Here is a 23,542-nt window from a genome sequence, read left to right on the forward strand (position 1 = left end):
TTTTTTTTTGGTCTAGTTTATGGGGTGCATTATACTCTTGAGGTAACTGATTAAAGATTGAAAGTGCTTCACCTTCACCTTTATCTTTCCTTAGTGAATTTAGTATGCCGGACATAGCTGAAGAGCCTTGAGGCTTTGCTTTAACATGCTCTATATATTGATTTTTATCTAATTCACCAAATAGAGTTTTAAATAAAGTAGATGTGGGATTAATACAATCGAGTGTATTGAAAGCAAACTCTTTAGGTAACTGATTAAAGATAGAAAGTGCTTCTTTCTCGTCTAGTGCATTTAGTATGCCGGACATAGCTTTAGAGCCTTGAGGCTTTGCTTTAACATGCTCTATATATTCATTTTTATGGTTGGCGCTAAGGTTATTAAATGCTTTTCTAAGTTTATTTGTTTGGTAAGAGTTAATTAACTCGTTTAAATTTTTCACCACTTCGTCGCTTATACTACCATGCATTTCTTTACCACCATCAAAGTTAATATATTAATATTATATGAGATTTAATGATAAAATCAATATAAAATATTTAAAAATAAATTATTTTTATTATAAAAACAGGAATTCTATTAATTTTTTTCCTGATTTGTGTCTGTTTTGCTTTCTATAGCTAACCCAAATTAGGTTTACCGGAACAAATTTTATAAATAATTTAAGTTAGCGCGTGAAGCTGGAATCCAGATTTTTAGCTATGGTCAAGCCATAGGATGACAAATTAGACCCCAGACTATGCAAGAAATCTAAGGCGAATTATCTTTCATGGTCTGTCTTTGTTTTTTCTACTTTCGTGACAGGAGTTACCAATGGATTATCAATTTGCTTTAAACCTTCACTTGCGCTTTGGTCTTGACTTGAAAGGAGCTTATTTTGTTGTTGCCCTTCATCATTTGAAGTGCTTTTTTGAGTAGTTCCTTTTATATCCTCTACACTCTTTTTATCTTCACCAAAAAGTTTTTTGAATATTTTCTTCAGAAAACGTACCAAAAAGCCTTCTTCTTTTTGATTTTCTTTCGGTTGAGCTATATTTTTCTTTTCACTCAACTGAGATTTTTTATTATTAGATTTTTTTTCTGTAGCATTCCTATCCACTGAGACTTGTTTTAACGAAATTTTAGGCTTTTTATCGCTCGGTTTATCTTTTATAGGATCTTTGCTTACTGAAGGTTGTAACTTAGTTACTGTATCTGTTTGAACAGAAATCTTTTCTTGTTGAAAGTTTCTATCTTCTGAAACAGATCTTCCAGAAGTATTTATTTCGCTAACTGAGTCACGAATTTTGTCTGTTTGCACAGAAATCTTTTCTTGTTTATTTTGATCAGAAATTTTGCCTTCTAATGTAGTTTGAGATTTTTTATTACTTTCAAACTCTGCAACTTTTTTACTTGTAAAAACGTCTTTTCCTTCGAATTTTTGTTTAAATCCAGCAATCTTTTTAAAATCTTCAGCTATTTTTTTGGCTGCACGATCCATTCGACCTTCAAGATTATGAATCAATTTTTTAATAATCTTCACTTCATCTTTACGCCCTTTTTGAGCTTTAAGCTCCCGGTGCAATTCAACAATAATTTTTACTTTATCTTCCAATGAAGAATTTTCTGGAAAAACATCTTTAAGTTCCCGATTCAATTCGACGATCTTTTCAAAATCTTTAGCTACTTTTTTAGCTGCACGGTTCATTCGATCTCTAAGACTACGATTTAATTTTGCAATAGTCTTGATTTTATCTCCCAGTGAAGAATTATCTGCTGCAGAAATATCTTTTAACCTTTTCCCGGGATTTTCTTTGGTTACTTGCCTTTTGTAAGCTTTAAGTTCCTGGCGGAAATCATTGATAATCTTCACTTTATCTTCCAGCGACGTACCTTCTGGAAAAGCACCAGCAAAGACATCCTTGAATTTCTTCTCAATATCTTGTGTATCTTTAAGCTGTGTCATACCCAACTAAATAAAAGCTTATACTAAAATCAGTATATTAGTTAATTATGTAAAAATGGTTAAGACACAAGGAGCACCTCATTTATGCTTTTTTCATCAAAATATCATTTACTTATTAACTTAAAATACGTCACAATATAAAAATGAAAAATAGCCCGTTAGCAGTAGTATTCGATTGGGATAATACCTTAGTTGACACTCAAGATAATATTTCTAATGCCATTCAGCATACCTTGAGTTCAATGGGGTGCAGCAACAAAGTTGCTGATAGAAATTCTCATGAATCAAGAAAGAGCTACATGGTCAATTTGTTTGGTGATCAGTGGAAAAAAGCGAATCAGATATATCAAAAATACCTAGATGATGCACTGTTACAAAATATTACTCTGAACGAAGGAGTAGAGAAAATGCTGCAGACACTCAAAAGCCACAATATTTACCTAGCAATAGTGAGCAATAAGAAAAATACTAATTTACGTCAAGAAGTTGCCTATTTTAAACTAGATTCTTACTTTGAAAGAATAGTTGGCTCATGTGATACTGCAGAAGATAAGCCATCTGCAACTCCACTGCTATTTGCACTGGAGGAGAGTACGTTACCTATAAATAGAGAAAATGTGTTTTTTGTTGGTGATAGCATCACAGACATTCTATGTGCACAAAATGCAAATTGCTTACCTATTGTATACGGACAATCAATAAGAGGTTATGAAGATTTGTTATATTTTCAACATTTTAATAAACTTACAGAATTCATAGTAAAGTATTTGAAAGATAGGTGGTAATGACAGAGATCGCTAGTGTACACAGGCGCTTTTGCGCATATTTAATAGATGTAGCAATTTTATTAATTCCAACCTTACTAATTGTGTTGTCATTAGGGGATTTTCCATTAATTTTACACCTGTCATACATGTGTATAAATTGTGGCTACTTTACATATTTTATATCTTCAACAGCTCAAGCAACTCCTGGTCAACAGTTAATGAATATATATACTATCACTTTAGATAGTTCTAAAATAGGTTTGAGCTTAGCATTTGATCGCACTATCTCTCAGTTTTTTCTTCCTATGCTAAATAATTCAATTATCACCTTTATCAAACTTTTTCAAACATCAGTAAATGCTTTAAGTACACTAGAAGTGATTATAGTGATGCTTACCTTCAGTTGGTATTTAGTTGCTTGCTTCTCTCAGAGGAAACAGGCATTTCATGATGTGCTATTTGATACGATTGTTGTGAGAAAAATGAATTGATGTTGCCTTGATTGTTATGTAGATTACATTGGTATATTAGCTAAAGAAAGGTTATGAATAAAGAAATAGTAGAACATTTAAATAAATTACTTACAAATGAGCTGACTTCTGTACGCCAGTATCTTTTGCATTCTGCGATTCTTAAAAATAGCGGAATCAATAAACTTGCAGAAAAGATGAGAAAGGAGCTTAATGAAGAACTTGAGCATGCAAATAGGCTGGCAGAAAGAATTTTACTGCTTAAGGGCGTGCCAAATTTTCAAGATACAAATCAAATCTCAAAGTATGAAGGAAAGTTCACAAAAGATACAATACAGAAAATCTTAGAAGATAATTTTAAGTTGGAAGAAGGAGGTATAAAGGGCATCAAAGAGGCAATTTCCGTTGCTGAAAAAGAAAAGGATTGCGTTAGTGTAATGTTATTAGAAGAGCTAATGAAAAATGAGGAAGAGCACTTACATTGGATTAAAGGACAGATCGACCTTATTGAACTTGTAGGTATCGAAAATTACTTGAGAACACAAATATAGAGTGTTAAGAAAAACATTATTTATTTTCATTATACCTTTTTTACTTCTTTTTTCACTCGGGTTATGGCAATTATTTAGGTTAAATTGGAAGAACAATATTATCAAAAATATGGATCTTCCAGTTATTCGTCTACTGCCTAGTTATAATCTTTCAAAGTTTAACTACAGACACGTTAAAATCGACGGAATTTTAAGTGATATAGAACTATATGTTTTCGCAGGTCAACGTGGCTATCATGTGCTGTCTCCTATGTTGCTTATCAATGGACATTACATGTTAATAAATAAAGGAATAGTCAGAGAAAAAAAAGAAGAAAAAGCAAAAATTGAAAAAGTAGCTGCTGATGGCGTTTTGTATTGTGATGGTAGCAAAAATTGGTTTATCAAAAATGATATTGCTTCAAATACGTGGTTTACCTTAAGTACAGAAGAAATCTCCAATGATCTAGGTATTAAGCTAGAGAAATGTATATTGTGGCAAGATAATTTTGGTGGCAAATTGACTATACAGCCAATAAAGCATCTTGAATACGCAATTACTTGGTTTGCACTTTCCTTGATTTGGCTCATTATGTGCGTATTTTACTATAGGCAAAATATATATAAGTCGTAGAGATACAGTGTGGAAAAAGAAAAGCTACAAATAGAAAAAATGCAACAAAGTGGAAGAAAATACTTATTACAAGGGTTAGTGATATGTCAGTGTTGCAAATCCGTTTATTATGGAATGAGTAATGCTAAGGGAGGAAGAAGTTACTATCGTTGTCCTGGAAAACGTTTTGGTGAATGTAACAGCAAATCAATACGCGCGGATATACTAGAAGAGGTAGTATGGGAAGAAGTTAAGATGGTAAGAGAGCACATAACGAAGGAAAAGTGTGATTTATCAGAGGCAGATTGGGAGACTAAACTTAATATAATTAGAAAATTAGTTCAACGCATTGAAATTGATGATGATAATGTACATATAGTGTTTCGATTAAAAGAACTCGCTCTCGAAAGACAAAAAGAAGATATTCAACCTTGTACCAGAATTATAAAGAATGTAGTGCTATCAAATGCAATAGGAATGCATAAAGTTAGCAATGCCCTGGCTGCAATATCAGTTGCAGTGAAACTTGGAATTAGTGATGAAGAGATTAAAAAAGGTCTTTTGGAATTTAAAGGAGTAGCAAGGAGATTTTCTTTAATTGCCGATATTAAAGGTGTTAAGTTAATTGAGGACTATGCTCATCATCCAAATGAAATACAAGCAACCCTGGCAGCAGCACGTTTGACCACTAAAGGAAAGGTAACAGGAATTATCGAGCCGCTTCGTTTTGCTCGTGTTCGTAATTTTTTTGATGAGTTCGTACGAATTTTCATGATGTTTGATTATGTAATTCTCACTCCTGTCCATCCTCCAGAAGATAAGCCTATTCCTGGCTGTGGAATTGATGATATACAAAAAGCCTTGATCAGTAATGGGTTTAATGATGTGAAGATTATGAATGATGCTTTACTCATTTCACATTTTATTAGTAATTCGACAAGTTCAGGAGATGTAGTATTATTTATTGGTGCTGGTAGTAATATAGCTAAACTAGCGAAAGAAACTGCGGTACTTATGCTAAAAGTAGAGGTTTAATATGAAGACGATCAGCAGTGTATTTGCAAGAGAAATTTTAGATAGCAGGGGTTACCCAACAATTGAGGTAGAAATAGAACTATGTGATGGAGCAACAGGTAGAGCCGCTGTCCCTTCTGGGGCTTCGACCGGTAAACTAGAAGCATTGGAGCTGAGAGATCAAGATGAAAAAAGGTATTGTGGTAAAGGAGTGCTGAAAGCTGTTCAATCTGTGAGTGAAGTGATAGCAAATAAAATCATTGGCATGGATGCAGCAAACCAGAGTGCAATTGATAAAGTTTTAATTGAACTAGATGGAACAAAAAATAAATCTAAACTTGGAGCAAATGCAACTTTGGGTGTGTCTCTTGCTGTTGCAAAAGCAGCAGCAAACAGTTTCAAAACACCGTTATATAAATATTTGGGCGTAGGGGAGAAGCAGATGCCAGTTCCGCTAATTAACGTCATTAATGGTGGAGTACATGCGGATAATAAACTCGATTTTCAAGAATTTATGATTCTTCCTGTTGGTGCTGAAACTTTCAGTGAAGCAATAAGAATATCTGCAGAGGTATTTCATAACTTGCGCAGCATTCTTAAGAAAAAAGGTTATAGTACAAACGTAGGAGATGAAGGTGGTTTTGCACCAAACATTGGAAGCACTGAAGAAGCTCTTAATTTGATAATTCAGGCTGTTGAATCTGCCGGTTATTCGATGAAAAATCACTTTGCACTGGGTCTTGATGTTGCTGCATCTACTTTTTATGAAGATGGAGTTTATAAATTTGAAAACAGAGAACTCACTTCAGAGGAATTGGTTCAGTATTATTTTGACCTTGTAGGCAAATATCCAATAATTTCTATAGAAGATGCAATGAATGAAGACGACTATGAAGGTTGGAAATTACTTACTGTAAAACTTGGGAATAAAGTTCAATTGGTTGGAGATGATTTATTTGTTACAAATTGTAAACTAATAAGTAAAGGAATAGAGGAGAAAATGGCAAATGCTGTACTAATCAAGCCAAACCAGATAGGAACACTTACGGAAACTTTTGCTGCTATTGAAATGGCAAAATTAAATGGCTACAGGGCTATTATTTCACATCGCTCAGGTGAAACAGAAGACACAACGATATCCCACATATCAGTTGCGTCGAATTGTGGGCAAATAAAGACTGGCTCGCTGTCGCGTTCTGATAGGCTTGCAAAGTATAATGAATTGATGAGAATAGAAAGTTCATTAGGAGAAAATGCTAAATATTATCGCGGGTTAGCATGGACTTCATAGACGAAGTTAAATTATATTTAAAAGCAGGTGATGGTGGCGATGGCTGTGCTAGTTTTCGTCGAGAAAAATTCGTTGAATTTGGTGGCCCAAACGGTGGTAATGGGGGCAGGGGAGGAGACATAATTTTCATCAGTGATGCAAATCTCAACACTTTGCTTAATTTTCGTTGTCGAAGACATATTAAAGCGAGTAGTGGAAAAAGTGGTACGAGTAGAGATAAATCTGGCACGGCAGGAAAAGATATTATACTTAAAGTTCCAGTTGGTACACAAATAATCGATGAAGAAAGTGAGGAAGTGATAGTAGATCTTGATAAACCCGACATGGAATTTCAAGTAGTACAAGGTGGAAAAGGTGGACTTGGAAATACTAACTTTAAATCTTCCACCAATAGGGCACCAAGGCATTTTACTCATGGTCAGCCTGGTGAGGAAAGAAACATAGTATTGAAGCTAAAAGTTTTATCTGATGTTGGCATTATTGGTATGCCAAATGTAGGTAAATCTAAATTTTTAACCCGCTGCTCAAATTCTGATACGAAAGTAGGCGATTATGAATTTACTACTATAAGACCACATTTAGGTGTAGCAAAAGTGGATTATAGCGAAATTGTAATAGCAGATATTCCTGGAATAATCGCTGATGCTCATCTTGGAGTTGGGCTCGGACACAAGTTTTTAAAGCACATAGAAAGGTGCAAAATTTTACTGCATTTAATTGATGTAACGCGCGATGACGTTATCTCAGCTTATAATTGTACACATAATGAACTGAAGCTTTACAATAGCGATCTTATCAAGAAGGAAGAAACTGTCGTGTTAAACAAATGCGACTTATTGGAGGAAGCAGAGATTCTTGAGAAGAAGAATCATTTAGCCAATTATCTTAATAGAGAAGTACTGTGTTTATCAATCGACGATGATTTACAGCCCATTCTGAGGTTATTGAGTGAGAAAATGAAAAAAAGCGACCCTAAAAAAATTGATGTGTATGATCCTTTTAAGACATAAATTTTTTATTTAACAGTTGGTCACTTAAGGTAAATCCGATTCTTTCAGTATATTAAACACTGCAATTGACCTTGATCCCATTTTTAGCTATATTCACATTTGTAGGTGTCAATTCTTGGCTTGGGTAGCTTTGAATTTTCTTTAAGAACTTCGTATTGTCAATAAAAGCAACATCATTATGAGACCACATTTTTTTATGATCGAACATTTTTTTATTTAGAACTGCTACTAATTCACTTAGTGTAAGGTTAAATCTAATACCATCATTAGGGTCAAAAAATGTAAAATCATTGTTTCCATTCTTTCTTATTAACATAGAATGACCGTGAAATTGAGTTGTTGTTCTTTTAAAAGTGCAGAACTTGATATAATTTCCGGAACCAATACTATTAATATCTTTTTCAAGTATTTCTTTTTTTATACAATAAGACCCACTACTACTATTATAATTGATTATTTTTAGTTGATTAGGATATGTTAATATATTACAAGGATAAATTCCAAATAAAAATGCCAATGTTTTTTCGATTAAAGATGAGGTTTTTAATATGTGTGAATGTACTGTGTGTGTTTCTAGCTCACTGAGAATGTTTTCATATCTACTTTTTTCTGTAAGTTCTTGTGATGAGCCTATATCAAGTAGTAAATCGTGTTCAGTAACATAATTGCAAAGTATATCACATAACCCATCGAACTCTTTTTGAATTTTTGCAGTTAGGGGATATTTATAGTTAGAGGTTACATTTATTATGTCACCTTGTGAGAATTTTATATCTACTTTCTTTGCATAGAGATTGTTTATATCAAGCACATTTCCCAATCTGTTAATGTTGTTTCTAATAGCATAATACATTGAAAAAATACCAACCACAGCAGATAATAGAGCAACAACACATAGAATAATGATTGTAGGTAACGTTAAACTTAAGGCAATCATGGGCATTACTGATGCTATGAAAGCTACACCAGCTATTGTTGAAATAACCAGAAGATTAGTATTACTTTTGTTAAAGATCTCTCTACTTTTCTTCATAAGAAGAAGATTTTAATACTAAGAACTAATTTATTATACTATATGTAGTAGTAAATATCAATAGAAATATTATTAATAAATTAAATTCTTTTATATAAGAAATAGGACTAGACGCTTAAAAAGCTTTTATCAAAAGCATTTGTGCTATAGAAACCTTATGTCTATTTTATTGCTAATTAAAATATATACAGCTGCAAAAAGAGCCAAATTTACCCTCATCGTAGAAAAGATTCAGAAAAAATGTAACGCACATGCGACAGAGATTAAGCATATGTGTGCACCCATTTGCGCTGAAGAAGATACGCTACATTCTTTACTTAGTTTGATTATTTGATAGAAAAGTCTGCAGACGAAGATAGATTTTGAGCTCTAAAAATACCTCTACTTTGATTATACTAAGATTAGATAAATAGGCGAAGTAATTTTTATATTAGTTTTTTAGTTGCCAATCAATTTGGAGTTCAATAACTTGACATTTATTCAATACTACTGTATAATAAACATGTGTATTTTTTATACACTATGGCAATAAAATTACCTTGTAATAGGTGTATTGGACCCGAGGGCAGTACTCGGCGCCTCCACCATATTTTTGATACGGGGGCGAATAAGGATCGACATGCATAGTAAAGATGGTACCTTTGCTCGGTTAGATACCACCGCTAAGAGTTCATAATTTAGATGCAAACGATAACTTTGCTGCCGAAGACAATGTTGCATTAGCTGCTTAATTTAGGCACTATAACTTCATTGCTATAAGCACGGTTTAGGGAACGCCGGGTAACAGAAGTTCCCCCAAACATGTAAGGGTTATATGGATAAAACAGATTATCAGAAGTCGCTTAGTTATGCTAAATTTCAAGTTATAAAAAAGGCTCTAGATACTATATTAGATAATGTTTTTACTCCTCACTTAGAAATAGTATTTTTTACGCGCTTTAATGGTGTTGTCATACCAGACTACTTGAAAGAATCATACCCTACTCAAATGCTTATTATATTACAGCATCAATTTTTTGGTCTAAAAGTTCTTGAAGATAAGTTTAGCGTCAGTTTGAGCTTTCGTGGAAAACAAGAACAAGTCACTGTACCGTTTTTTGCTATTAGTGAGTTTCATGATAAAATTTCAGGAGATATTTTAGTATTTAGCGTTGATTCTGATAAAGAATACGAAAGTGAAAAATGTGCTGAAAAATCATCAAATGGTAGTATTATATCTATAGATCAACTTTACGATAAGTAGTTGCTTAATTTTATAAATAAAAAATATTGTATCTGTTCAGGATATCGACAAGACCATAGAGTAAAAGTGAGTTTATAACAAATGGTATCATTTGAGTAGCTGACATTAGCTTTCACATAAAAAACGTTATAAAGCGCTTTCATGTTTACCAACTTAGTGCCAATCTGGATCCCAGTGTCTGGGCACTGGGATGACAACAAAGGGGCTACTTGAACAGAGGCTATTTAGGTAACAAGAGGTGACAAGAAAAGAAGCGCTGGTTTCATACGTACCTGAACACTTATCCTGCATGTAATAAACATGATCAAAAAGCTATTCATACAGTACACATCTCTCCGTTAATTTATCAATAAGTTTTTTATCCACGTGGAATCAAAGGGTATAATATCTTATAGCTTATTGTTTACACCTATTTCAGCATAAAAATTATTGTGGGGCTTGATTTTATACATATCACTACACATAATAGGTTTTAGTGTAAATTAGTAATATGCATCCAATCATATACTTACTTAACCTGTTACTTGATCTTTACAGCTTCGTTCTAATATGCTCAATTGCTCTCGATTTGTTGATTAAATTGAATGTAGTTAACATGTATAATGAGATTGTAAGCAGCATAATGCAAACTTTAAACAGACTCACTTATCCTCCACTAAAGGTTATCAGAAGGTATATACAACCATTCAATGGATTAGATTTATCCGTGATGATATTGATAATAGCAATTCACTTTGTAAAATATACAATTACTTATTACTTTAAGTAGATGTTAAAAAAACAGCTAAAATCAGCGATATACTTGTCACTATTAATGTATATATATATATCAGTTTTTAGCTATAATTATAAAGATCCATCCTTAAATACAGCTACAAATCAGGAAGTAACAAATTTGGGCGGAGTAGTAGGTTCATATTTAGCTGATATATTGGTTCAATTTCTTGGACTCGCTAGTATTACAATAGCTACAACCATAGTTTACTTTTTAATTTTCAGAGCATCATTGCTGAAAATTATCTACCTAACGTTAATCAATGTAGCAATATATGCTATATTGTCGCAACTTTCGCTTGGCATTACTGCTAGATACATGCACGGTGGAATAGTCGGTAATGCTCTAATTGACCACTGCCCATTTTACATATTCACAGTAGTAGCATCAATAGGTGTTGTAGGGTTGGTTGGTTGGAAGAGAACAGTTTATTCTTTACTTTTCCTATGCAAAAAAATAGCTTCCTTTTTTGCAAAGTTTCTGTTTTTCAGGTTACGTAAAACTACTGATTATTCAATAGCACCATTAGTAATAGAGGGAAAATATAGAACCACTAGACAACAACCAAAAGAAAGACAGAAAAAAGCTACCGAAGAGATTTTTAAACCACCTTCTAGCGAGTTTGAGTTTCCAAGCATTCACTTACTTTCTAAAGTAGAAGAATCTATGCAGAGAAAACAGTTGAATGCATTAGAGAGCAATAAGAATTTATCTCTGCTCGAACAGGTGCTGAGTGATTTTGGCGTGCAAGGAAAAATTATAAGTGTATGTTATGGACCGGTTGTGACTTTATACAAACTTGAACCACAAGCAGGTACAAAATCTGCAAGAGTAATTGGTCTTGCAGATGATATTGCACGTTCAATGAGTGCACTCTCTGCACGTATTTCAATAATTCGTGGACAAAATGCCATGGGAATAGAATTGCCAAACAAGGAGCGAGAGATTGTGATGCTGCGTGATTTACTTGAATCGCCAGAATACCAAAATGCAAACTTAAATCTTCCAATTGCGCTTGGCAAGGAAATAAGCGGAAAACCAGTTATTGCAGATCTGACTAAAATGCCCCACTTGCTTGTTGCCGGAACTACAGGGTCAGGTAAGTCGGTTGCAATTAACACGATGATTCTGTCGCTTGTTTATCGACTAAGTCCTGATGAATGCAAGATGATAATGATCGATCCAAAAATGCTTGAGCTTTCAATATATGATGCAATACCGCATCTAATAACACCAGTGGTAACAGAGCCAAAAAAAGCTGTTATTGCTCTTAAGTGGATCGTGAAAGAGATGGAAAATCGCTATCGTATGATGTCATATTTAAATGTGCGGAATGTAATAAACTATAATCAAAAAATTACAGAAGCGATGAATAGCGGAATAGAATTGGAACGTGTTGTACAGATTGGCTTTAACTCAACAACTGGCAAACCTTTGTTTGAAAAAATACCGATTAAAATGGAGACATTTCCGTATATTGTGGTGATTGTAGATGAAATGGCAGATTTAATGCTTGTTGCTGGCAAAGATATAGAATGCTCTATTCAACGTTTAGCTCAGATGGCTCGTGCTGCAGGAATACACATCATAATGGCAACACAACGCCCATCTGTAGATGTGATAACAGGTGTGATAAAAGCAAACTTTCCAACGAGAATTAGTTTTGCTGTTACTTCTAAGATAGATAGCCGTACAATACTTGGTGAACAAGGGGCTGAACAATTGCTTGGTATGGGTGATATGCTTTATATGGCTTCTGGTGGCAAGATTATTCGAGTTCACGGTCCATTTGTAAGTGATGATGAGGTGCAAAATATAGTTGATCATCTAAAAACGCAAGGTGAGCCAAACTACATGGAGGAAATCACTCAAGAAGATGAAAATTCTTTCGCGGAATCAGAAGGTGAAACAGAAGATGAAGAGAACGATCTATACAAGCAAGCAGTGGCCATCATTCAGAGAGATCAAAAGGTTTCAACTAGTTACATTCAAAGGCAACTTAGAATAGGCTATAACAGAGCTGCAAATATTGTTGAAAGAATGGAGAAAGAAGGTATTGTCAGTGCTCCGAGTTACTCAGGAAAGAGAGAGATATTGGTAGAATAACCCTTAACTTAAACCAAAGAAAGTTATTTTAAGATCAATAGATCTCTTGCATAACTGGAATTCAAAAGTTCCAGCGCATGACCAGATATTTCTTATTGGATCCCAGTTGTATAGTGTTTAATACTAAATTAACTACTAAAAACGTACAATAGTAATATATTAATTAGCTAGGGGGTTAAAAATGGGTATAACCAAATTTGTATTCGGTTTTGATAAATCGGATGTAACAGCATTGCAGGAAAGTCAAAATATTGATGCTAAAAAGTTTCAAGAAGTATTTAGCGCATTAAAAGAATGGCAAGAAGCTCAAAAGATAGATGCTAAACAGTTTGAAGAGGTATTTAGTGCATTAAAAGAGTGGCAAGAAGCTCAAAAGATAGATGTTGAGCAGTTTGGAAAAGTTTTTAGTGCATTAAAAGACAAGGTTGGTACTAAGCAGTTTGAAGATGTACGAAAAATCGTACTAGGGGACGAGGAAAACCCAGGACTATCTAAAACAGTATCTGATCACACGGGACAAATTGCAGATTTGACAGAAACAGTAGCAGATCAAGAAAAAACACTACTAATTTGTGCCATAGTCAGTGCTGTTGCTGCAATAGCAGTAACTAGTTTCGTTGCATTCTGTATTTATCAAGGAGTTAAGCTTGATAGGGAAAAGAAAAACGACTCATCTAAAGATATACCAACAAATGAGAAGTTTAGTGTCGATAGTGCTGAAAAACTAAATAATAGCTTAGAAAAGTGCTAACCTCTTCTTGAAAAGGTGTTACAAAATTTGTAACACCTTCCACTTCTTTTAGATTTTGCAGGTTTTGGTAGTAAATTTTTTAGAAAGATGTTTGTATTATAAAGTTAGTAGAGATTCTGATTTACTTGAAGTTTATTAATTGGTATCTTTTAAAGCACAATATTCACTATAGTATGCTTAAGATCTTTTCTAAAGTTTTATTTATATTAATACTTTTGGTTTCTAGTTTCTTTACTGTACATAATGTTGAAGCTAAGTCTAAAGTGAAGCTTAGTAAAAGGTACATACCTCCTGGTAATCCTGGTGGTACAAATTTTCATGCAGATGAGGAATTTGCTGATTCATATAAACTATATGAAAAGCGTAGGGAGATTCTCAAGAAAAGAAAGTTACAAGATCTAGCTATAAATAAAGAAGATCTAATCAAAAAATTAAAAGAAAAAAAAATTGCTAGCCTTGATAACGAGCCAAACAACGTGGGAGCTTGCATAGTTGAAGATGGGGAGGATGCTATGATCAATCAGCATGGTATTAATCTTGCACGTTTAAAGGGTGCTGTATTTATAGATCAAGAGCCAGTTTCTCAGTATGAAAGTAAGCAGCATAAAAGTGAACAACAAAAAGGGAAAAAAGTTACTTCAACACGAGAAAAAAAAGTTTCCCCTATAAATGTTACTATAAAAGAAAGTCCATCAAGAAGAACGTGCTCTCATGATTCTATTACTGATCTAAATAGAACACCACAAAATAGTTTAAATGGTTCAAGTTCATTTGGCAGTGTAGTTGACACAGTAAAATAGTGTCACGATTAATAATATGCTAGATAGAGACCTGACATTGAGTGATGATGCATATGAGTCATCGCCGGTTTCCAGGCATAAAACTCATACTGTAAAAGTTGGACAAGTGAAGATAGGTGGAAATAATCCTATAGTTGTTCAATCCATGGCACTTGGTGCACATATAGATTCTGACAATATAAAAAGCAGTGCTCAGAAATATGCAAAAGAAGTAATAGAACTAGCGCATGCAGGTTCAGAATTGGTGCGAATTGCTTTGAACTCAGAGGAAGTAGCAAAAGCAATACCTTATATAGTAGAGGAAATAAATAAAGAAGGCTTTGATGGTAAGATATTAGTAGGCTGTGGACAATATGAGCTCTACAGGCTGATTCAGGATTATCCAGACAACATTAAAATTCTGGGTAAAATTAGGATAAATCCAGGTAATATAGGCTTTGGTGATAAACGTGATGAAAAATTTGAAAAAATTATAGAGTATGCAATAACGCATGATCTTCCTGTCAGAATTGGAGTAAATTGGGGTAGTCTTGATAAGTACCTTTCACAAAAATTAATGGATGAAAACTCCTTGTCTAGTAATCCAAAAACTTCTGATGTTATATTACGTAAGACGCTTGTAATGTCTGCTCTTAGTAGTGCAAAAAAAGCTGAAAAGATTGGCCTTAATGCAGAGAAAATAATCATTTCATGTAAAGTCAGTAGAGTGCAAGATTTAATTTTAGTTTATATGGCACTTGCACAATCTTCCAATTATGCGCTGCATTTGGGTTTAACCGAAGCTGGTATGGGTAACAAAGGCGTAGTAAATACCACAGCAGGGCTTACTTATTTATTGCAAAATGGTATTGGAGACACTATCCGGGCTTCTTTAACTCAGCGCCCTGGTGAATCACGCACTAATGAGGTGGTAGTATGTCAGGAAATACTGCAGTCTATAGGTTTGCGCTACTTTAACCCTCAGGTGAGTTCATGTCCTGGTTGTGGACGCACAAGTAGCGATCGTTTTCGTATATTAACTAAGGAAGTAAATGGCTACATAAAAACTCATATGCCGGTATGGAAGAAAAAGAATCCTGGTGTAGAGTATATGAACGTTGCTGTTATGGGATGCATAGTAAACGGTCCTGGAGAGAGCAAACATGCAAATCTGGGGATCAGCCTGCCTGGATACGGAGAAAAACCTGTTTCAGCAGTCTACAAAGACGGCAAATATTTCAAAACTTTACAAGGTGATAATATTTTTGAAGAATTTAAGGAAATTATTAGTGATTATGTGGAGAAGCATTACACATAAGCCTTTCACAAGTTTGTACTTAGACTACATTCTGTAAATTAAATGCAAAAATGGTATCTATTGAGTGGATGTCAAATTAGACAATAAAGAACGCCAATTTAAAAACTAGATAGTATCTGACAGGGTTCCTTTTGCCTTTTTTCTATTTGAGAAATTTTTTAATATTGAGATTGACTCTAAGTAGTATAGAGATGTTATTCCAGTATCAAGGACTGAAGTTTCCTGATCTACAATATTTGTACAGTTATGAAATAGACGTAATTTGACATAAAAAGCTTTACTTTTTGAAATTTTGGGTTACGTTTAATTTAACATATTTCAGTGGGGAATTTATTGTAGGTAGAAAGGAAGCTTTAAAAATATTAGGTTTTGAATCAAGCGATGCGCCCAGTGAACAAGAAATTAAATCAGCGTATAGAAAATTAGCCTTGAAATATCATCCTGATAAACATTCAGGTAAAAATGAGGTTGTGAAGAAACAAAATGAAGAAAAATTTAAGCAGCTAGGTTCTGCATATGAATTTCTTACTAAGGAAAGCATAGAAGAGGTTACAAATCTAACTGACGAAAATTTAAATGAAATTAATTCGCCTGGAGATTTGAGGTTTTACTTAAGTAGGGCTCTATATAATCAGGATATAAAGTTTCTTGAAAAGCTTTTTTCCAAATTCAAAAGCAGTAAAGATGGAAGATTTGGTGATTACATCAATGAAAAACTTATTTATATTTACTTTCCATTATCTATTGCTTTAATGCAAGCTAAAGATTCAAGAAATTATAGTATTTTGAAACTTCTTTTAGAAAATGGTGCTGATCCTAATATAAAGCTATTACATAATGAAGCTTCGTTATACTATTATATGGTTCTCGACGACAGCATAATTGTAGAGTTATTGTTACAATGTGGTGCTAATCCTAATATGTTAGATGAAAATGGTAAAAATCCGTTGTTTGAAGCGTTTTTGTGTGATGATGATCATACTATGGAAATACTTTTGAAATATGGTGCTAATCCTAATATGTTAGATGAAAATGGTCGAGGTCCATTATATCAAGCAATCAATTGTGACAACGATAAACGCGAAAAATATGTAGAGTTGCTTCTAAAGTATGGTGCAGATCCTAATCAGAAGGTTAATGGCTCCAGAGTTATAGAGTGTGCTCCATATTTCACTAATAATGGTGTAATGAATTTGATTAAAACGCTTACTCTGCCATACGGTAACAATGATAAAGTTAAAAGGTTGATGGCTGAGTACGGTGGAGTTGATAGACGTTATCTACGTGATCAAACGATACTGACTTGTTGTTGCTTAATAGTCGCTTCTGCTACTTTTTTTAGTATAGCTTCTCCTGTGCGCTATGTACCGACAGCAATATTTGCACTTGCTGCATGTTTTTTTATTAAAAATGCTGTACATGCTGCATTTTTTGCAAAAGAACCTTCTACTGAGTTTACCGAAGCTAGAGCTTGTCCAGAGATTAGTAAAAGAGGCTATAATATCTAAAGTTTTAGTACTGGGTAAAGACGAGAAAAAAGCACCCAGCAGACCTAAGTCAAAGGGAATGGACAAGAATAGAAAGCTATTCCAGAGTATTATACAGGAAAGTAAGAAAGAAATATACTATAGTTAAAAAAATGTGATGGGATACCAAGGAGAAAATTTAAAAAATCATATAAAGGAAGAATATGGTATGGATATTGAGATTGTCAAAAGGCCTTCATGTAGGTTCTAAGTCAACAAAGACACACCGCCTTAGCTACTACCAATGAGGGGTTTAAAGTACAGCCAAGAAGGTGGGTTGTAGAAAGGACTTTTGCTTTAGGAATAGAAGACTATCGAAAGAATAAGATTTACTCACTGAAAATTTCATATATCTGGCTATGAGTAGAGTTATGTTAAGGAGAGAAATATGCTTGAATTCCCGGACAAGTTCTAATCATTAATGTTATAAACGTTCTTTTCTTTTTCTATTCTCTCTTGTTCTTCAATACAATACATAGCAAGCGGATTAGCTTTAAGTCTTTCGACTCCTATTTCTTCTCCCGTTCCATCGCAGTAACCATAAATGCCTAATTTTATTTTTTCCAACGCCTCCTTAATTTTTTCTTTTCTATCTTTTCGGCGCTTAATTAATTCTCCATTTTCACTATCTCTATCAGAATAAATACTACTATCTTCTAGATCTTGTTTCTCCAGTTCAGAGAGTATTGATTGTAACTTTAAGCTAAAGTATTCCAGTTGTTTTACGTTCATATATTCTTCATTTTCTGAAGGAACGTAATCTTCTGGTAACTTTATTTTTATTAATTTTTCCATAGCATTATCAATAAAATATATTAAAACTTATATAACTTGTAAACACAAAAAATTATACTACCCTCAAAGTAAACACTATAATTTATAATAAACATTTAAAATCCTGGTATGATTAGTTCGGTAAAAAAATTAGTAATAAATAATAATAATCTTACTTATATAGTATGTATTTTTATTATAATGTTAAGTTTATCTTCATATACACTTGAAAACAACAGTAAACAAGAAGTCATATTAACATTAATATGGATATGTGCTACATTTGTTTTGCAGATCTCTACAAATAATTTATTTACATCTGATTATCATGATGGAATATTAGAGCAAATCTTTGTACAGCCACTCTCTTCTAGGCTGATAGTTGCTTATAAAATCTTCGCTCACTGGTTGTTATTTGGGTTACCGATTTCAGTGATTTCTTTCATGTTCAGCTTTGCAATTCTAGGCAATAATATTGAACATTCAATAGCAGTTGGAGTGTCTTTATTATTTAATACGCTGATAATCATTAATATTTCAGCTACTGGAAATGCATTAATGATTGGTCGAAATAACTTAGCATCAGGAGTGTCGCAAATTCTTGTTTTGCCAATGATAATGCCAACTTTTGTATATTTCAAATTGCTAACTCAATTTGAAAATTTATCCTTGAATATTTATACACTACTAATCACCATCTTAATTTTTGTCATTTTAATTGTTAACAGCACTATAACTACTCACATAGCATTAAAATTTGCTGTGGAGCAGGATTGAAAAAACTTACTAGTTATTTACTTGTATCTGCTTAGTTAAGGGTGTTAACTTAAGTAGAGATGGAGACATTAGACTTCTTACATGAATTACAGCGTATGAAACCATTATTGGATTTCAGACTGGCTGGTTATGCAAGAAATCTAATATCTATCGAAGAGTCAGAAACTTTTATAACTTACCTTTAATCAACCTAACCCATGCGTGCCAGTCTCTCTCACCAAGATTGCTTTCGAAAGACAGAAGATCCTTTACGGCTTTTGAGCAAATTTCTTCACTTGGAATTGACAACTCCCTATTCATTGCTAGCGTCAGGCATTGAGTTTTACAAGCTTGCTCTAAGTGATACGTATAAAACATTGCTTCTTGTATAGTCTGACTACATGTTATAGATCCATGATTGCGCATTAACATTACAAAATTTTCTTTCAAATCAGCTATTAATCTTTTTCCTTCTGTATCATCAAGTGCCAGGGAATTATAATCATGGTAAGATACCTTATTATAAAAGTGCAGCGCCCACTGACTTATTGGGAGTAATCCATCCTTGAGAGAAGAAACTGCTACAATAGAAGGTGTATGTAGATGAAAAATTGCTTGAATATCTTTCCTTGCTTGATAAATGAAGCCATGGATTACATAGCCAGTTTTATTATATTGATATTCTTTGCCTTCAATTATATTCCCATCAAACGATACTTTCATCAATGAACTTTCATCTACTTCATAAAAACGTATACCAAACGGATAAACATAAAATGACTTTTTATCTTCAGAACGTACAGAGAGATGAGTATACGTATGATCATCTAATTTAAGATAAGATAAAATTTGATAGGTGTTAACTAGGTCTCTTTTCAACTCACTATTTGTTAATAACATAGCTCTTGACTAAAATTTTCTAAAGATTTATACGTGAAAAAAAGTTTATTACAAACTAAAAGGTGAACCTACATTAAAATACTAAGCACTTTTATTTGCCTTAGGTGATTAGAGGTTACATTTCTAGATTAAATAGTATTTTAACTATAAAAACGACTTTTTATGTAATATTTCATATGTTTTAAAGCCTCGTTTTTATGTTATTATAAGTGTAGGTTTTAATATTAAAAATAATATGGTAAATATTGACATAAAAAAACAGCTAACAAAATTTTTCATATATATCACTGGTCTTCCAGGAAGTGGTAAACTTTCTACAGCAATAGTATTATCTAGTATGATAAATGCAGTAATTGTAAGTGGACTTGAATATAATCAAACTTCCAAAGAAGCTCGAGATAGAATATATAACACTACACATGTTATGTTTCAGGCAATAGAAGCCTATCCTATTGACTCAAAAAATTATATATTTGTTGATGAATTAATTAAAAATAATGATTACAACATAAGAATATATAACTCAGTAGTAGAACTTAGTAAAAAAATGAGCACAAAAATCCTCCCTATAGTACTTAGGTGCAATCCATTGATATTACAAGAGCGTACTATATCAAAAAAGCAAAGAAAAAATAGGAAGGTTACTAATATAAATAGTATTAAATTTAGGGAGGAAGATTTATTTGTACCACAAAATGCTATAGAGGTAGAAAATTCAAATATGAGTATAAAAGAAGTAGCAGAAGAAATAGTAAGTCATATGTACAAACTTGGCCGAATTAATAGTGTTTACGCAACAGGCAACGATTTCATATACTGAGGCTCATTTAAATATAGAGCCTCAACTCCATTTAATTTTTGTTTATTTTTTAGTCTATAACGGACTAATAGCCCTGCATGGCTAGCATCCAACTTTGGTAAACTGCAATCCATATATGTAATGCAGTGCGTTTCAGGCTGGAGTTCACTTACTACAGCAGGATTTGATAGCGGTAACAAATTGAAATCAAACAACTGCGTATAAAACTTTTGATCATCTTCGATTATAGCTTTAATATTTTTTTTGCTATTTGCACAAAGTAGCGATATTGCATATGCTTGAGCTTCCAGCGCACTAACCCCATATAACGGCTTATTTGTAGCAAGATTTATACCTTGTGCAGTTGATATACCAACTCTGATTCCAGTAAAACTTCCTGGTCCAACTATCACTGCTAAATGGTCTATTTTATCGTAGCTGTAATTATGCTTACCAAACAAAGTATTCAGTATTTGAAAAAATGATTCTGCATGACTATTGTTTGCAGAATTGCGTTCTACAAAACAATTACCATCGTAATCAATTACTGCTATTGAACTACCAGCACCTACAGTATTAATTGCTAGAATGGACATCACTTAAGCTTATCATAGAGCTTTGTAAACATCATAGTGAACGCACCGTTACCCATAACATTTGCTGAAGTTATTATTGGGTCAAACACTATATACAATGCTGTAATTAATGAAAGCATCTCTGGGGAGAATTTAAGATACTTCTCAAGAACGGGCAACATTACTATAATCCCTCCCGCTGGAACTGCAACAATAGCAAATTTAAATAACAGAAAGTAGAGAAGGAAAGTCACATAGTCTGTTGCAGACAATGCACCACCAAAAGTCATTATCATTGATAGTATTATAATAAAAAAGCAATCACCTACTAAATGAAAGCTAGCGGTTATTGGCACAACAGACGATGCTATATCATGCTGCTTTACATTTTTTTTGCTTCCTTCAAGAGTAAGCGGCATAGCTATATTACTAGACATTGTGCTCATTGCAGTAATAAATGCTGGTATCATATTACCTATACTAGCTATCCAGCTTGTGATCTTGAACGAATTTGCTGCTCCATATAAGAGAAAAACATAAAGGTAGGTTGCAGATGATATAATAATAAAAATTATTGAGTAATCCTTAAATATTATGGGTAAAACCTGATCATGTTCCATTTTTAAAGCAAGACCAAGTACAAACATTGGAATAATTGGCGTCAAAAATGTCTTCAAAATAAAGAGAGTTAAATCTAACATTTTGTTCGAGAGCTCTTTGCTTTTTTTTGGTAATATTGTGGACACTAATATGCTTAACACAAATCCACAAGCAAGGGCATAAAAATTAGAAAGCAATGCAGGTATCCTAAATGACCATAAAGGAACAATTGTTTCTTCATATGTTATATCTTGTATTGAATAAGTGTTTTGTGTGATGAAATGCCCAACAGAATAAGCTATTAAACTTGAAGCTAGATTCGACAAGAAAATCGTTATAATAAGTAACAATATAAACTTTATAGCCGACTGCTTAAGATTGTTAACACTACTAAAGATTAATGCAAAAACAATAAAAGGCATTATAAATAGTAAGATCTCTTTTATACTAAGGCTTATTGAATACAAGAAGGTTTTCACTTCCATTGGAACTAGATGACCAAAGAATACAACCGAAGTGATAACAGCAAGTAAGGTTAGTAATTGTAACATATTCTAATATAGCGATACCCTATGGAAATACATATGATAAATTAGCTGCTAAGTAAAGTAAAACTGCCTAGAATATTTGCATTACCTTCTAGTACTTGAATGAGATTTCAAATTACAACGTTTCCACAAAGTATATAATTAACATCCACACCTTTGGTCAAGTTCCATTCACGCTTTATTACATTATATTCCATACCAGTCATATCTTGTAGTGTTACATTGTTCTCTCTTAGATGATTTGCAATTTCTGATGGCTTGAGAAATTTATTCCAATTATGTGTGCCTTTTGGCAGCCAGTTTAATATGTACTCTGCGCCGACTATTGCAAGACAGAAGGATTTAATAGTTCTATTTATCGTCGATATAAAAATTAGCCCTTCTGGCTTCAACAGCTCTATTGCTTTTTTCATGAAAAACTCTAAATTATCGACATGTTCAACCACTTCCATCAACAAAACCACGTCATACTTCTTGTCATTGCTTAGCTCTTCAATGCTAGTGTGTGTGTATTCTATATTTAACCCTACTTTCTTCGCATGCAACTGTGCCACTTTTATGTTTTCCTCACATACATCTATTCCTGCAACGCTAATACCAATACGCGCCATTGACTCTGACAAAATGCCACCACCACAACCAACATCGAGCAATGATAGTTCTTTTAAATCGCATTTTTTTAATTCTTTTATTTTCTCAACGATGTATGATACTCTCACAGGATTCATCATGTGCAATGGCTTGAACTTGCCATTCTCATCCCACCATTCACCTGCTATTTTAGAGAATTTTGATATTTCATCTTCATTATAAGTTTTTGTGGTTTTTTTCTTGCTAATATTGCTAAGTTTATCAAGGCGTTCTTTATGTCTACTTTCTTTTGAAAATTCTGTTTCGAGGAATTGTTTGACTATGTCTTTTGCTAATCCACTCGCAGTAAACCCTGCACCAAGACAAAGTATATTCGCGTTGCCATGCTCGCGAGCTAATTTTGCGATCTCAACACTATTACATAAAGCAGCGTAGATTCCTTCAAAACGATTTGCCACAGTACTCATGCCCAAACCTGTACCGCAAATTAATATTCCATAATTTGCTTTTTTGTTTGTTATATCTTCTACAACTTCAGCAGCATAGTCAGGGTAGTCTACACTCTTTTGTTCAGCAGTGCAGCCACGGTCTATCACTGTATAATCTAAAGTTTCCAAGTAAGTCTTTATTTCTGATTTTAGTTCATAACCTGCGTGGTCTGAAGCAACTGATATCACATCTGACATATAAGAAATTGCAACTTAAGGGTATTTATATGGGTAATTTATTTTGAGCTTTTTGTCAAGCTCTCCTGATCTTTCTGAATAAATTTCGAGTCAGATATGCATAAATTCTATATAATTTTTATCCTACCACTACTCATTCGGTAAA

23 protein-coding genes, 1 other RNA gene and 2 pseudogenes are annotated in these 23,542 nt (G+C 33.3%); 18 read left to right on the top strand and 8 right to left on the bottom strand.

The features are described from left to right. Positions 1–466 (bottom strand): annotated as a pseudogene (locus tag LB100_RS04060) (hypothetical protein); the annotation flags it as partial. Between the two features lie 291 nt (positions 467–757). Beyond that, positions 758–1,942, bottom strand: a complete 1,185-nt coding sequence (locus LB100_RS04065) for a hypothetical protein (protein WP_456201515.1) — start codon at positions 1,940–1,942, stop codon at positions 758–760. Between the two features lie 143 nt (positions 1,943–2,085). Here LB100_RS04065 and LB100_RS04070 point away from each other — a divergent pair, with 143 nt between their 5' ends. The 7 genes from LB100_RS04070 to cgtA are packed head-to-tail and all read left to right on the top strand — an operon-like array spanning position 2,086 to position 7,637. After that, the gene (locus LB100_RS04070) at positions 2,086–2,727 is read left to right on the top strand and encodes an HAD family hydrolase (protein ID WP_264720076.1); all 642 of its coding nucleotides are present in this window, start codon (positions 2,086–2,088) and stop codon (positions 2,725–2,727) included. After that, positions 2,727–3,200 (top strand): RDD family protein, encoded by a 474-nt coding sequence (locus tag LB100_RS04075; protein WP_064085312.1) that lies wholly within the window; start codon positions 2,727–2,729, stop codon positions 3,198–3,200. The genes LB100_RS04070 and LB100_RS04075 overlap by 1 nt, the downstream gene beginning before the upstream one ends. A 53-nt stretch (positions 3,201–3,253) precedes the next feature. After that, positions 3,254–3,730 (top strand): bacterioferritin, encoded by a 477-nt coding sequence (gene bfr, locus LB100_RS04080; RefSeq protein ID WP_456201516.1) that lies wholly within the window; start codon positions 3,254–3,256, stop codon positions 3,728–3,730. A 1-nt stretch (position 3,731) separates the two neighbouring features. Beyond that, positions 3,732–4,343, top strand: a complete 612-nt coding sequence (locus LB100_RS04085; protein ID WP_456201517.1) for an SURF1 family protein — start codon at positions 3,732–3,734, stop codon at positions 4,341–4,343. A gap of 9 nt (positions 4,344–4,352) precedes the next feature. Continuing rightward, positions 4,353–5,357 carry a recombinase zinc beta ribbon domain-containing protein gene (locus tag LB100_RS04090; protein WP_456201518.1) on the top strand — a complete coding sequence of 335 codons (1,005 nt, stop codon included), beginning with the start codon at positions 4,353–4,355 and terminating at the stop codon, positions 5,355–5,357. Between the two features lies 1 nt (position 5,358). Next, positions 5,359–6,627: a phosphopyruvate hydratase gene (eno, locus tag LB100_RS04095; RefSeq protein WP_456201519.1), complete on the top strand. Its 1,269-nt coding sequence runs from the start codon at positions 5,359–5,361 to the stop codon at positions 6,625–6,627. Beyond that, on the top strand, positions 6,615–7,637 hold the full coding sequence (cgtA, locus tag LB100_RS04100) for an Obg family GTPase CgtA (protein ID WP_456201520.1): 1,023 nt from the start codon (positions 6,615–6,617) through the stop codon (positions 7,635–7,637). Before eno ends, cgtA begins: the two co-directional genes overlap by 13 nt. A 52-nt stretch (positions 7,638–7,689) precedes the next feature. On the opposite strand, the gene LB100_RS04105 is transcribed toward cgtA, so the two are convergent. Then, the gene (locus LB100_RS04105) at positions 7,690–8,670 is read right to left on the bottom strand and encodes a hypothetical protein (protein ID WP_264337089.1); all 981 of its coding nucleotides are present in this window, start codon (positions 8,668–8,670) and stop codon (positions 7,690–7,692) included. Between the two features lie 465 nt (positions 8,671–9,135). Here LB100_RS04105 and ssrA point away from each other — a divergent pair. The 9 genes and pseudogenes from ssrA to LB100_RS04150 form a co-directional block, all read left to right on the top strand. Further along, positions 9,136–9,468: a transfer-messenger RNA gene (gene ssrA, locus LB100_RS04110) on the top strand. Positions 9,469–9,484: 16 nt separating this feature from the next. Beyond that, positions 9,485–9,913: a ClpXP protease specificity-enhancing factor SspB gene (locus LB100_RS04115; protein ID WP_456201521.1), complete on the top strand. Its 429-nt coding sequence runs from the start codon at positions 9,485–9,487 to the stop codon at positions 9,911–9,913. 490 nt (positions 9,914–10,403) lie between these two features. Next, the gene (locus LB100_RS04120; protein WP_012481756.1) at positions 10,404–10,682 is read left to right on the top strand and encodes a YggT family protein; all 279 of its coding nucleotides are present in this window, start codon (positions 10,404–10,406) and stop codon (positions 10,680–10,682) included. Further along, positions 10,683–12,794 carry a DNA translocase FtsK gene (locus LB100_RS04125; protein ID WP_264720065.1) on the top strand — a complete coding sequence of 704 codons (2,112 nt, stop codon included), beginning with the start codon at positions 10,683–10,685 and terminating at the stop codon, positions 12,792–12,794. A gap of 181 nt (positions 12,795–12,975) precedes the next feature. Continuing rightward, positions 12,976–13,545, top strand: a complete 570-nt coding sequence (locus LB100_RS04130) for a hypothetical protein (protein ID WP_456201522.1) — start codon at positions 12,976–12,978, stop codon at positions 13,543–13,545. A 173-nt stretch (positions 13,546–13,718) separates the two neighbouring features. After that, entirely contained in the window at positions 13,719–14,345 is a 627-nt protein-coding gene (locus LB100_RS04135) for a TRP75-related protein (RefSeq protein WP_143689617.1), read from the top strand. A gap of 16 nt (positions 14,346–14,361) precedes the next feature. Next, a complete protein-coding gene (gene ispG, locus LB100_RS04140) occupies positions 14,362–15,642 on the top strand; it encodes a flavodoxin-dependent (E)-4-hydroxy-3-methylbut-2-enyl-diphosphate synthase (protein WP_456201523.1) in 1,281 nt (426 codons plus the stop codon). A 332-nt stretch (positions 15,643–15,974) separates the two neighbouring features. After that, a complete protein-coding gene (locus LB100_RS04145) occupies positions 15,975–17,150 on the top strand; it encodes an ankyrin repeat domain-containing protein (protein ID WP_456201543.1) in 1,176 nt (391 codons plus the stop codon). 104 nt (positions 17,151–17,254) lie between these two features. Continuing rightward, positions 17,255–17,590: pseudogene (locus tag LB100_RS04150) on the top strand (IS5-like element ISWpi1 family transposase); the annotation flags it as partial. On the opposite strand, the gene LB100_RS04155 reads toward LB100_RS04150, so the two are convergent. Beyond that, on the bottom strand, positions 17,580–17,963 hold the full coding sequence (locus LB100_RS04155; protein ID WP_143689614.1) for a TraR/DksA family transcriptional regulator: 384 nt from the start codon (positions 17,961–17,963) through the stop codon (positions 17,580–17,582). The pseudogene LB100_RS04150 and the gene LB100_RS04155 overlap by 11 nt on opposite strands. A gap of 108 nt (positions 17,964–18,071) precedes the next feature. Between LB100_RS04155 and LB100_RS04160 the strand changes: the two genes are divergently transcribed. Beyond that, positions 18,072–18,719: a heme exporter protein CcmB gene (locus LB100_RS04160; protein ID WP_456201524.1), complete on the top strand. Its 648-nt coding sequence runs from the start codon at positions 18,072–18,074 to the stop codon at positions 18,717–18,719. 168 nt (positions 18,720–18,887) lie between these two features. Here the strand turns inward: LB100_RS04160 and LB100_RS04165 are convergent, their stop codons facing one another. Beyond that, positions 18,888–19,598, bottom strand: coding sequence for a class II aldolase/adducin family protein (locus LB100_RS04165; RefSeq protein ID WP_456201525.1), 711 nt, complete (start codon positions 19,596–19,598; stop codon positions 18,888–18,890). 235 nt (positions 19,599–19,833) lie between these two features. Here LB100_RS04165 and LB100_RS04170 point away from each other — a divergent pair, with 235 nt between their 5' ends. Then, positions 19,834–20,418, top strand: coding sequence for an AAA family ATPase (locus LB100_RS04170; RefSeq protein WP_179945638.1), 585 nt, complete (start codon positions 19,834–19,836; stop codon positions 20,416–20,418). Here LB100_RS04170 and tsaB read toward each other — a convergent pair. The 3 genes from tsaB to ubiG form a co-directional block, all read right to left on the bottom strand. Beyond that, positions 20,388–20,993: a tRNA (adenosine(37)-N6)-threonylcarbamoyltransferase complex dimerization subunit type 1 TsaB gene (tsaB, locus tag LB100_RS04175; RefSeq protein WP_456201526.1), complete on the bottom strand. Its 606-nt coding sequence runs from the start codon at positions 20,991–20,993 to the stop codon at positions 20,388–20,390. The genes LB100_RS04170 and tsaB overlap by 31 nt on opposite strands. Beyond that, positions 20,993–22,123, bottom strand: a complete 1,131-nt coding sequence (locus LB100_RS04180; RefSeq protein WP_456201527.1) for a cation:dicarboxylate symporter family transporter — start codon at positions 22,121–22,123, stop codon at positions 20,993–20,995. Before LB100_RS04180 ends, tsaB begins: the two co-directional genes overlap by 1 nt. A gap of 107 nt (positions 22,124–22,230) precedes the next feature. Further along, positions 22,231–23,397 (bottom strand): bifunctional 2-polyprenyl-6-hydroxyphenol methylase/3-demethylubiquinol 3-O-methyltransferase UbiG, encoded by a 1,167-nt coding sequence (gene ubiG / locus LB100_RS04185; RefSeq protein ID WP_456201528.1) that lies wholly within the window; start codon positions 23,395–23,397, stop codon positions 22,231–22,233. Positions 23,398–23,542: the final 145 nt, after the last annotated feature.

Source organism: Wolbachia endosymbiont of Protocalliphora sialia, from assembly GCF_053891855.1.